11 protein-coding genes are annotated in these 12,121 nt (G+C 40.8%); 7 read left to right on the top strand and 4 right to left on the bottom strand.

The features are described 5' to 3' along the window. Both secA and KK060_RS23540 read left to right on the top strand, forming a co-directional pair. The coding region (gene secA / locus KK060_RS23545) for a preprotein translocase subunit SecA (RefSeq protein WP_254157504.1) at window positions 1-2,842 on the top strand (2,842 nt) is incomplete at its 5' end. 37 nt (window positions 2,843-2,879) lie between these two features. Continuing rightward, entirely contained in the window at window positions 2,880-3,377 is a 498-nt protein-coding gene (locus KK060_RS23540; RefSeq protein ID WP_254157502.1) for an SPOR domain-containing protein, read from the top strand. Window positions 3,378-3,500: 123 nt separating this feature from the next. Here the strand turns inward: KK060_RS23540 and KK060_RS23535 are convergent, their stop codons facing one another. Further along, window positions 3,501-4,160 (bottom strand): hypothetical protein, encoded by a 660-nt coding sequence (locus KK060_RS23535; RefSeq protein WP_254157500.1) that lies wholly within the window; start codon window positions 4,158-4,160, stop codon window positions 3,501-3,503. A gap of 178 nt (window positions 4,161-4,338) precedes the next feature. On the opposite strand from KK060_RS23535, the gene KK060_RS23530 reads away from it, so the two are divergent. The 5 genes from KK060_RS23530 (at window position 4,339) to KK060_RS23510 (ending at window position 8,882) form a co-directional block, all read left to right on the top strand. Then, complete coding sequence (locus tag KK060_RS23530) at window positions 4,339-5,532, top strand: M20 metallopeptidase family protein (RefSeq protein ID WP_254157498.1); 1,194 nt, start codon at window positions 4,339-4,341, stop codon at window positions 5,530-5,532. A gap of 93 nt (window positions 5,533-5,625) precedes the next feature. After that, window positions 5,626-7,239, top strand: a complete 1,614-nt coding sequence (locus KK060_RS23525; RefSeq protein ID WP_254157496.1) for a Na/Pi symporter — start codon at window positions 5,626-5,628, stop codon at window positions 7,237-7,239. A gap of 63 nt (window positions 7,240-7,302) precedes the next feature. Continuing rightward, complete coding sequence (locus KK060_RS23520; protein ID WP_254157494.1) at window positions 7,303-7,656, top strand: phage holin family protein; 354 nt, start codon at window positions 7,303-7,305, stop codon at window positions 7,654-7,656. Between the two features lie 2 nt (window positions 7,657-7,658). After that, entirely contained in the window at window positions 7,659-8,069 is a 411-nt protein-coding gene (locus KK060_RS23515; RefSeq protein WP_254157492.1) for a hypothetical protein, read from the top strand. Between the two features lie 63 nt (window positions 8,070-8,132). Continuing rightward, complete coding sequence (locus KK060_RS23510; RefSeq protein ID WP_254157490.1) at window positions 8,133-8,882, top strand: phosphoglycerol geranylgeranyltransferase; 750 nt, start codon at window positions 8,133-8,135, stop codon at window positions 8,880-8,882. 11 nt (window positions 8,883-8,893) lie between these two features. On the opposite strand, the gene KK060_RS23505 is transcribed toward KK060_RS23510, so the two are convergent. The 3 genes from KK060_RS23505 to KK060_RS23495 form a co-directional block, all read right to left on the bottom strand. After that, a complete protein-coding gene (locus tag KK060_RS23505; RefSeq protein WP_254157488.1) occupies window positions 8,894-10,033 on the bottom strand; it encodes an acyl-CoA dehydrogenase in 1,140 nt (379 codons plus the stop codon). Window positions 10,034-10,131: 98 nt separating this feature from the next. Next, entirely contained in the window at window positions 10,132-10,830 is a 699-nt protein-coding gene (locus tag KK060_RS23500) for a zinc metallopeptidase (RefSeq protein WP_254157486.1), read from the bottom strand. A 145-nt stretch (window positions 10,831-10,975) separates the two neighbouring features. Further along, window positions 10,976-12,001, bottom strand: coding sequence for a lysylphosphatidylglycerol synthase transmembrane domain-containing protein (locus tag KK060_RS23495; protein WP_254157484.1), 1,026 nt, complete (start codon window positions 11,999-12,001; stop codon window positions 10,976-10,978). Window positions 12,002-12,121 lie beyond the last annotated feature (120 nt).

Raw genomic sequence — 12,121 nt, 5'->3', positions numbered from 1 at the left:
GATTATAGGTGGTATTGTTTTACACGAAGGCAAAGTAGCAGAGATGGCGACAGGTGAAGGTAAGACCCTTGTGGCAACCCTCCCCGCATTTTTAAATGCGCTTGCCAAAAGAGGTGTTCACATCGTTACAGTTAACAACTACCTGGCAACACGTGATAGCGAATGGATGGGGCCAATTTACCAATTCCACGGTTTAACAGTAGATTGTATTGACCGCCATGAGCCCAATTCGGTAGCACGCAGAAATGCATACCGTGCCGACATTACCTATGGTACTAACAATGAATTTGGCTTCGATTACCTGCGTGATAACATGGCGCGTGATCCTGAAGAATTAGTACAACGTGCACATCACTATGCAATGGTGGATGAAGTGGATTCAGTATTAATTGATGAAGCAAGAACGCCATTGATCATTTCAGGCCCTGTACCAAAAGGTGATCAACATGAGTATTATGATTTGAAGCCACGGATATTCAAACTGGTTGAAGCGCAGAAGAAATTGGTTAATGAATATCTTAATGCAGCGCGTAAACTTATTGCTGAAGGTGATGAAAAAGAAGGTGGTTTAAATCTGTTCCGTGCGCACCGTGCAATGCCGAAGCACAAACCGCTGATCAAGTTTTTGAGTGAAACCGGGAATAAGGCAATTCTTCAGAAAACAGAAAACTACTACCTGCAGGATAATAAGCGAAATATGCCAGAGGCTGATAAGCCGTTGTATTTCGTTATTGATGAAAAGGATAATAGTGTTGAGCTTACCGAGAAAGGTATAGATCTGATTACAGGTGAAGGTGAAGATCCGAGATTCTTCATTCTTCCGGAGATTGCCACAGAAATCAATAAAATTGAAAACGATTCTTCATTGGATGATGCACATCGCTTCCAGAAAAAAGAAGACGTTATTCGCGAGTATCAGGTTAAATCGCAGCGTATTCACAGCGTTAACCAATTATTGAAAGCTTATACGCTTTTTGAGAAAGACACTGAATACATAATTGTAGAAGGAAAGGTAAAGATTGTAGATGAGCAGACAGGCCGTGTGCTTGACGGAAGAAGATATTCTGACGGATTACACCAGGCAATAGAAGCGAAAGAGAATGTAAAGGTTGAAGATGCTACCCAGACCTATGCTACAATTACTTTACAGAACTACTTTAGAATGTATCACAAGCTTGCCGGTATGACTGGTACTGCAGAAACAGAGGCAGGCGAGTTGTGGGATATCTATAAACTTGACGTTGTTGTCATTCCAACCAATAAGCCTGCTGTCAGAAAAGATTACGATGACCTGGTATATAAGACCATGCGTGAGAAATTTAACGCCGTAATTGACCAGGTTGTAAAACTTACGCAGGAAGGCAGACCGGTTCTTGTAGGTACTACATCCGTTGAAATATCAGAGGTGGTGAGCCGTATGCTTCAGATCAGAAAGATCAAGCACCAGGTGTTGAACGCCAAGCATCACCAGCGTGAAGCTGAAATTGTTGCTGAGGCAGGTAAACCAGGAACAGTGACCATTGCCACGAACATGGCAGGTCGTGGTACAGATATCAAGCTTACGCCTGAGTCACGCGCGGCAGGCGGTCTTGCTATTATCGGTACAGAGCGCCACGAATCAAGACGTGTAGACAGACAGTTACGCGGCCGTTCAGGTCGCCAGGGCGATCCTGGTACGTCTCAATTCTATGTTTCTCTGGAAGATAACCTCATGCGCCTCTTCATGCCAGAGCGTATTGCCCGTATCATGGACAGGCTTGGCTTGAAAGAAGGAGAAGAGATTCAACATTCGATGGTAACAAGCTCAATAGAGCGCGCCCAGAAAAAGGTTGAAGAGAACAACTTCGGCATACGTAAGCGTTTGCTTGAGTATGATAACGTAATGAACTCGCAGCGCGAAGTAATTTACAAGCGTAGAAAGAACGCATTGTTTGGTGAACGTCTTGAGCTTGACATCTTAACGATGCTGTATGATACCTGTGAAGACATGGTAATCAATGCCAAGAACGCTGTTGATTATGAAAGCCTTCGTCTGAACGCGTTGAGTACGCTGGGATTGGATTACGAAATTTCCAAAGAGAGCTTTGAAAAAATGGATCAGCAGAAACTTACTGATGATCTGTACCAGAAAGCATTAAATCATTATCACCAGAAGAACAGAATGGTTGCAGATAAAGCGCTTCCTGTAATTCTGGATATATATAAAACAAGAGGGGCCACAATAGAAAATATTCTGGTGCCTTTCTCTGACGGATCGAAGCAAATAGGCGTTGCTGCTAACCTTGCAAAATGTGTTGAGACTAACAACGCTGAGCTGATTAAAGCCATGGAGAAGATGATTACCCTTGCTATCATAGATCAGCAATGGAAAGAGCACCTTCGTGAGATGGATGACCTGAAGCAATCGGTTCAAAATGCTGTGTACGAACAAAAAGATCCGCTGTTGATCTACAAGTTCGAAGGATTTGAGCTTTTCAAAAGATTTATAGCGAAGGTGAATGAAGATACAATTTCATTCCTGATGAAGGCTGACATTCCTGTACAACAACCTGATCAATTGCAGGAGGCAAGAGTACAACGTTCAAAAGCAAAACTGAGCGAGAAAAAAGAAGAATCACGTTCGCTGTTAAGTGGCGGCTCTGGTGGTGACGGTCAGTCATCTCAACAACCTCAACCTAACAGGCCTCCTCAGGAGAAGGTAATGCCATTGAAGTCAGAAAAAGTTGCCAATCGCAATGATAAGGTAAATGTACAGTATACTGATGGAAGGGTATTACGAGATGTGAAGTTCAAAAAAGTTGAAGAGGATATACGCACTAACCGTTGTATAATTATTGATTAATATGAACGTGAGTAGATTCTGTTTGTTAATTAGTTGTTTGGTTATAGCAGCATGTTCTTCCAAAGTTACACCAACCGCTGATAGCGGAAAATCTGTACCAGAGAAAAGCAAGTACTCAGAAGATTTGTCTGTGTTGCGGCCAAAAATCCAAAACACAGATACCGTTAAAACCACAACGGCATCTGCAGAAGGAAGTAATAAACCTGCTAAATACGTTGAACCAAGGTATACTGTTAACTCTACCTTAGATGCTGTACTTGACACCATCAGTAGCAAGAACAAGGCTAATGGTTTTGTAGATGGCTTTACAATTCAGGTATATTCTGGCATAAAACGTGAAGAAGCATTGAATGTAAAGAAACAGCTATCAGCATCTTTACCAGGTCTTAATTCTGAAGTACAATATGTACAGCCTAACTTCAGGGTACGTGCAGGAAAATATTACGATCGCATTGAGGCACAAAAGGACTTTATTGCTATTAAGCGGTTTTTTCCAAATGCCATCGTATTGCCTGAGCGCATCGAAATCAAATAAAAGAAGCGGTCTCAAAAGTCTTTGCAAATGAGGCGATCTTCAGATAGGTACAGTCATCGTCCTTCCGGTTTTATATTGGATGCGATGACGGTACATATTTAGATTTTAGAGGCAGTCTTTTTTTTAGAACTTTCCAAACTTAAGCGTAAGGTTGACAGCACCGCCACTAAGCTTATCATCACTTAACCCTTTTCCGTTACTACCCCGGGTAATGCGATAAGAAACACCTGGACTAAAGCGCATCCATTTTAAGACATTTATTTCGACCTTCACACCGGGCTCAGCTACAAAGAACCAATCGTCGTCGTGCTCGTAATCATCATAAGAGACATCATCCCAGTAGTCATAATCTCTACGGTATCTTTCATATTGTAATGTAAAACCTGCACCTGCAAACATTTGGAATGCCACGTGTACCGTACGGTGAGACGCAATGACATATTCCGTCATTAAACCACCTTGCCCATATTCATAACTCATCCTTACTTTGTCAGGATGAACATTGTGTTCTATCGGAACCGGGATGTTATTGGTAGTTGCAGCAATCGCTGCCCCGATTAGAAAACGGTGATTAATGTAAAAGCCGCCATAAAGTTCTACCATATTAGCAAAGTCGTCATTAATGGTTGTAAACTTATTGGTAATTGCGCCATAACCGCCTAAACTCCTAGGCTTACTACTGCTGAAGAGGGTGCTGATTTCGTGGTTATCTGTCTCTTGTGCTGACACCATAGCAGACATAAAAAACATCACCAGGAAAGAAAGGGTATACAATGTTCTCATAACATAAATGTGTTGTTTAAAGTCATGACAACTCATTGTAGGGCTACCCCTATTTTATTTTCAAAAAAGAAAATTCTTGTTTCTGTAATGAACGTTGATAAATAATACGAGAGGCTGTTGGTAAAGTCGCTGAAAGAGTATCTAAACTTTGTTAATTTTGGTATTCAATTATTTCTTAATGGATCTTTTAAATAGAATTAAATCATTATCTGAGCGTTTTAGTAATGATGTAATAAAACAAAGAAGACACTTACATGCTAATCCTGAGCTTTCTTACCAGGAGTTTAACACAGCAAAATATGTAGCAGAGGAACTTCGTTCGTTTGGATTAACGCCTGTAGAGGGTATTGCCACTACAGGAGTTGTAGCAGAGATAAAGGGCAAGAATCCGGAGAAGAAAACTTTTGCATTACGTGCGGACATGGATGCGCTGCCCATCTATGAAGCGAACAATGTGCCTTATAAATCAAAAAATGAAGGGGTGATGCATGCTTGCGGACACGATGTACACACATCTTCACTGCTGGGCACAGCACGAATATTAAATGAAGTTAAGGACCAGTTTGAAGGAACCGTAAGATTAATCTTTCAGCCCGGGGAAGAAAAAAATCCAGGCGGAGCTTCTTACATGATCCGCGATGGTGCTTTAAAAAATCCAGAACCTGTTGGCATTGTCGGGCAGCACGTTTTTCCATTACTCCCCGTGGGTAAAATCGGATTTCGCGAGGGCATGTATATGGCCAGTTGTGACGAGTTATATCTGAAAGTTATCGGCAAGGGTGGCCATGGTGCAGCACCAGACCTCGCTGTTGATCCTATAGTAATAGCTTCCCATATTATTATTGCGCTTCAACAAATTATTAGTCGCAATGCAAGCCCTAAACAACCTACTGTGCTCACGTTCGGTAAGATCATGGGTGAGGGCGCTACGAATATAATTCCAAATGAAGTTAACATTGCAGGAACATTCCGGGCCATGAACGAGGAATGGCGTGCATCTGCTTTGACTAAGATCAAAAAAATGGCAGAGAGCATTGCCGAAGGTATGGGAGGAAAATGTGAAGTAGAGATCTCTAAAGGCTATCCTTACCTGGAGAATAACCCGGAACTTACCAGGAGAATAAGAAGGGCAGCTGAGGTGTATGTAGGAAGCGAAAACGTAGTTGACCTTGACATTACGCTAGGAGCTGAGGATTTCTCCTATTATTCACAAGTGATACCGGCATCGTTTTACAGGCTAGGTACCAGAAATGAGGCTAAGGGAATAACTTCTTATGTGCATACTCCCACTTTTGATATAGATGAAGATGCCCTTAAGATTGGGCCTGGGTTAATGGCTTGGATGGCAATCCAAGAATTAAGTCTCTCCTGAAGAAGGTCGTATAAAATTTAACGATTTCACCATCAACGATACAATAAGTCATTACATGGTTTATTGTATTTTAGCAACAGTATAAGAATCAATTTGGAGACTACACCTGCAATAGATCCGGCGAAACATAAACTTTGGGAAACAATCAAAGTTATACTATCTATTCTGGGTGCGTTGCTGCTTTTTCTATTCGCCCTCGATATGATGGTTTCATCGCTTCAGCATCTTGGGCGAGATGTTGTTCAAACGATTATTCAGGCTACGCAAAATCCATTTACTGGTCTTTTTATTGGACTGTTGATAACAGCAATGATCCAAAGTAGTTCTACTACTACGGCTATGGTTGTAGCCCTTGTTGCATCGGGTTCATTAACGTTGCAAAGTGCTGTGCCTATAATTATGGGGGCTAATGTGGGCACTACTATAACCAGCACCATTGTTTCGTTGGGCTTTATTTCAAGAAAAAAGGAATTTCGGCGTGCCGTGGCAGCAGGAACTTATCACTGTTTCTTTAACCTGCTCACTGTGGTTATTTTGTTTCCGCTGGAATATTATTATGAATTTCTCTCGTCGTTATCTACCCACATTGGCGGTTATTTCTCTACCCATACTTCGGCTCCGTTAAAGAATCAGGTATTTCACTTCTGGTCGGGCTTTAGCCCGTTGATAGATTTTCTGGTGAATACCATTTCAAATGGATTTATATTGATCATCCTTTCATTTACACTGCTCTTTGTTTCGATTCTGGTTTTCAGAAAACTTATATCTGACCTTCTGGAAGCTAAAACGCCGGAAGCATTCAGCCGTTTCTTTTTTAAAAATCAATTGAAGTCTTTCACCTGGGGGTTGTTGACCACTGCAGCAATAAGATCCAGCACCATTACTACTTCCGTTGTTGTACCCATTGTAGCAAAGAAGATTACCAGTCTTAAACAAGCTGCACCTTTTATTATGGGTGCCAACATTGGAACGACAATTACAGCTTTTATAGCGGTAACATTAAATTCAAATGCTTCAGGCGCAATTAGTATTGCCATTGCACACTTTCTGTTCAACTTCATTGGTATGCTCATCTTCTTTCCCATTCCGGTTTTGAGGAAATTGCCAATTGAGCTGGCAAATAGTCTGGGCCGGTTAACATTGAAGTACAGGTTGGCAGGCTTCGTATTTATTCTTCTTACCTTTTTCTTTATTCCTTTTTCTCTGATTTATTTTAATCAGGAAAGTTTAAAGACGATGCACATCACTTATAAGCATATAGAAGGTGATGATGTAAACTACTTTAGGATTATAGCAAGAACGAATACAAGAAATAATTCCGGAGAATGGATGAAATTTGAAGGAGAACAAAAGCACACCAATGAAGAGCCTTCAATGATCTTCCCTGTATATGTAAAGAATAAATCTCTTTTTGTTGGTGACCAGATTTTTCTACTGAATAAACCTGGTTTTTGTTGGGATGGAGAAGATACTAAAGGAAAATATCGGGCGTGTATAGAGGAGGTATTGCCCAAACTTGAGATCGCAGGTTTTTCGTTTGACTCGGTTTTTGTCTGTAACCTGCATTATATGGAAGCAGGGCAAGATTCGTTGAAAAATAGAGTTTATGTGGCAGCAGAGGATAAAATTATTGTTAAACGCCAGTTGTCGGATAACCGTGATTCTGTGATTTTTACGGAAGAAGTTACCAGATTTGAAAGACATTAACCCTGTTATCTCATAAAACCTGATTTGTAAATCTTATATTTATAAGACGTTAGGATAAAGCGTATGTTAAGAGATTCACTTTCTAAGTTTTTTAAAGTTGACGCGTTGATAAATAATATAACTGGTTACGTAGAAACCAAGGTTGAACTTATTAAGGTAGAAGTAAAGGAAGAGTTGGCAGAGGGATTGGGTAAGGTTATAAACTACCTGATTATCGCTTTTATTTTTTCGCTGGTGATTTTACTTATAAGCCTGGGCGCGGCCATCGTTCTTTCAGAAAAACTAGGAGCATTAGGGGGATACGGTATAGTGGCGGGATTTTATCTGATTATAGGTATTATCCTTTTAAGGAGAAGTGCGACTACCAGCAAACAAATTGAAAACAAAATCTTGAGTAATTTTAAAAAGAAGAAATAACTATGGAATTGCTTGATTCAGATGACGCATTAAAGAGCCACTTACTAAGAAAATCGATGGAACACCGTGAGCAACTTGAAGAAGATGTAAAACTGATAAGTGAACGAACAGAAAAGATTATTACAAATGCAATAATAATTGGTGGGGCGCTTGCGGCAACATACTTTGTCATCAGTACCCTATCGGGCAGTTCAAAGGGTAAGAAGAAAAAGGTCAGGAAGATTAAGTTAATAAAAGAAGATAATGCAGATGAGCAAGTAGTAGTTACACCCTCAGCGCCAGAACAGCCTAGCGTTATTTCACAAATTGGAACGGCGCTTGCCAGCCAAGCTACTGTACTTCTTTTAAACTTTGCGAAAGAGAAGCTTTCTGAATATATGCAACCGCAGGCAGGGCAAAAAGAAGATAAATAGATTATCATATGCGTTTCTTCATTTTTTTGCAGAAACGGGTAACATGTCTTAGAAAATAAGCAGATGAAGGTTTTTGAAACATTGCATTCGCGGTTTACTAACGGGAAGAAATCAATTGCTGTGTTGGTCGATCCTGACAAGGTAGATGACTCCAATAAACTTCTGCATTTAATTAATCTGGCAAATGAGAACTGTATAGATTTCTTCTTTGTAGGTGGAAGTCTTGTTACCACTACAAACCTGTCAGAAGTTGTAAGTCAGATCAAGGCAAATGTTAGTATCCCTGTTGTATTGTTCCCCGGCAATACAATGCAAATAGAGCCGAGCGCAGATGCACTGCTTTTTCTTTCATTGATTTCTGGAAGAAACCCTGAGCTCTTAATAGGGCAGCATGTAATGGCAGCACCTATTCTTCGGAACACCTCACTTGAAGTAATCCCTACAGGATATATTCTTATTAATTCCGGTAAGATAACATCCGTTGCTTATATCAGTAACACGATGCCTATTCCTGACGATAAGTATTCGCTTGCCGCGAGTACTGCATTAGCCGGAGTTATGCTGGGGCTGAAGTTAATTTATCTTGACGCAGGCAGTGGCGCTGAAAAGGAGATCAGTGCGAAAATGATCGCTTCGGTGCGAAAAACAATTAACGCACCACTCATTGTTGGGGGAGGAATTAACACGGCTCAAAAAGCAATAGCTGCGTTAGAAGCCGGGGCTGATATGATTGTTATAGGTAATGCTTTAGAAAAAGATCCTGACCTATTAACTGAAGTATCGGAAAGGATATACGAATGGAACAAGGCTTAGAGCAAGAGAGCTTATTTTAAAAGCTCTCTTGATATTACCATTTTCTGAATTTCAGTTGTGCCTTCATAAATCTGCGTAATCTTAGCGTCACGCATTAACCGCTCTACATGGTACTCTTTCACGTAACCATACCCTCCATGTATTTGCACCGCTTCGGTAGTTACATCTTGTGCGACTTGTGAAGCAAAAAGCTTAGCCATGGCCGCAGCTTGAACAAAGTCTCTTCCCTGATCCTTAAAAAAGGCAGCTTTGTGAATGAGTAGTCTTGCAGCGTCTATCTGCGTCGCCATATCGGCAAGTTTAAATTGTATGGCCTGGTGTTCACTTAAGTGCTTTCCAAAAGCTTTTCTTTCTTTTGCATACTTCACCGCAAGCTCATAGGCACCTGCAGCAATGCCTAATGCCTGGGCTGCAATTCCAATTCTCCCCCCGTTTAAAGTTGTCATGGCGAAACTAAAGCCAAAACCATCTGCACCTATCCTATTTGCTTTAGGTACTTTTACATCTGTAAACATGAGGGAATGGGTATCAGATCCTCGGATTCCCATCTTGTCTTCCTTTTTCCCTACTACAAAGCCTGGCATGCCCTTCTCAACAATTAGTGCATTGATGCCTTTGTGCTTTTTTTCGGGATCTGTTTGTGCTATTACAATATATACACTGGCGCTGTTTCCGTTAGTGATCCAGTTTTTAGTACCATTTAAAAGGTAGTAGTCGCCTTTATCCTCAGCGGTTGTCCGCTGACTTGTAGCGTCAGATCCAGCCTCCGGTTCTGATAGGCAAAATGCACCCACGACTTCACCAGTGGCTAACCTTTTCAGGTATTTTTCTTTCTGTTCTTCACTGCCATACTTTTCCAAGCCCCAGCAGACAAGTGAGTTATTGACAGACATACATACAGAAGCAGAGGCATCTATTTTTGATATCTCTTCCATAGCGAGAACGTAGGAAATGGTATCCATTCCTCCCCCATTGTACTTTGGATCCACCATCATTCCCATAAAACCCAATTCACCCATTTTCCTGATCTGCTCTGCCGGAAACTTCTGGTGCGTATCTCTTTCAATTACGCCAGGTAAAAGCTCTGTTTGCGCAAAATCTCTTGCTGCTTGTTGTACAGCTAATTGTTCTTCAGAAAGTTGAAAATGCATATGCCCTTGAAAATAGATTTCAAATAAAAAAGCCTGAGTGGTCCTCAGGCTTCAAAAGTAATCTTTTTAAAACGATTGCGCTGCATGCATACTATTTTTTATTCGTCTCTGCTGCCCAGAAACATCATTACATAGTATAAAAGGGTAGTAAGCGCACCAATTGCAGCTACTACATACGTCATTGCAGCCCACTTTAAGGCATCTTTTGCCATGTCATGCTCTTGTCTGGTAACAATTCCACGGGCTTCAATCCATGCTAATGCTCTCTTACTTGCGTCGAATTCAACGGGTAGCGTTACAAACGCAAACAGGGTGAACACGCCGTAACAAGCAATAATGATAAGCAATGCTGTTGACCAGGGTAGTATTCCTTGTGCGAAAAAGGAACCAAACATCATGATCATAAAAATGAAATTGATTACTTGCGCACTGATGTTCTGAATAGGAACCATGGCAGAGCGGAACTCAAGCATACTGTATGCACGAGCATGTTGTACTGCGTGACCGCATTCGTGGGCAGCTACAGCTGCAGCTGCAGCGTTTCTACCGTGATAAACTTCCTGGCTGAGGTTTACAGTTTTATTAGCAGGGTTGTAGTGATCAGAGAGCTCGCCTTCAACACTTACTACCTGAACATCATGAATACCATTATCTGCTAACATAAGACGTGCAATCTCGGCTCCTGATAAGTCTTTAGTTAGATGCGTTTGTGAGTACTCACGGAACTTACTCTTAAGGCGCGAGCTCACAAGCCAGCCTATAATCATGAAGAAAATACCAATTACTAAAACTCCCATAGTTATTTAAATAAAGTTGTTTCTAATTTTTTTGTTAAGATGATGATAATCAAACTCTGCACCAAATCTTTACTCTGTCAAAACGACATTTTAAGAACAGTGCATATTGGGTTTACGTTCCTCCAAATAAAGTCGTTGAGCTTTTCTAATTATTTTTTAATAAGGATGTCTTATTTCTAATAACAAAGGAAGTAACAATTAGTGATATGGCTCCTCCTACAATCATAATTGCAGTTTGCCATCCGTGAAAGATGAAGGTGAAGGCAACGGCATCAGCAGAAGGAACTCCATAGAGAAAGACTAAACCTTGTGGCACCAGAACATGATAAGATCCTGTTCCACCGGGAAGTGGTGCGGCCATCGCAATTGTACCGATGGCGAATAGACTCAATACTCCGCTAATGCCCAAATGACTGGTTTGAGGAAACGCCATGATCACCGTGTAACTCATCAAAAAATAGAGAACCCATATGGATAGCGAGTACAGAATGAAAAGTCCTTTTCTTTCGAGTTTGAAGATAGATAGAAGGCCTGTTTTAAATCCTGACCACGTTTTAACAACAAAAGCTTTTACCTTTTTATTCGTTTTGAAGAGCCAAAAGAATAACGCGGTAAAAAAGATGATAAAAAGACACAGGTATAAAAGAACACTCTGCCTTGTATTGCCCGTGCCGATAGGTAACGACTCTACAAACCCAAGAAGCTTTTCTGACTCGAGGATAAATGCAATAAAGAGAAGAGCTACTAAACATATAAGGTCTACGATTCTTTCAATTACAACTGTTCCAAATGATACTTCGACTGGAGTATTTGAAAGTTTATAAAGATTGTAGCAGCGAGAAATTTCACCCCCTCTTGGAATAACCAGGTTTACAAGATAACCCACCATAAGAGAAAGAAAGCTACTGGCTAAAGAGGGCTTATGGCCGGAAGGTTGAATTAGCATCCTCCATCTTTCTGATCGAATAATAAAGCTGACTACAGCCAGCGCAGCCATGGCGAATAGCCAGTTCTTTTCGGCGTTATTCCACGTCTGAACCAGGTACTCCCATTTTTCTGAAAAGGTGCCTTCACCGCCACTTAAGGTTAAATTCCTAAGTGAAAACCATATTAAAAAAGCCGTGATGCCCAGAATCAGGACATATTGAAAAACACCTTTAAGACGAGACACAAATTAAATGATGAGTTTATTAATTTTGTCAAGGTAGCTTATTATCCGGAGTTGGGAAAACAATTGTCGGTTTGAAAACTTTAGCTTTTTCAAACTTCATTGAGGCATACGAGATAATGA

It is taken from the genome of Chryseosolibacter indicum (assembly GCF_018598585.1).
Lineage (GTDB): Bacteria > Bacteroidota > Bacteroidia > Cytophagales > Cyclobacteriaceae > Chryseosolibacter > Chryseosolibacter indicus.
The sequence above is the reverse complement of the archived record's forward strand: the minus strand, read 5'-3'. Positions and strand labels throughout refer to the sequence as shown.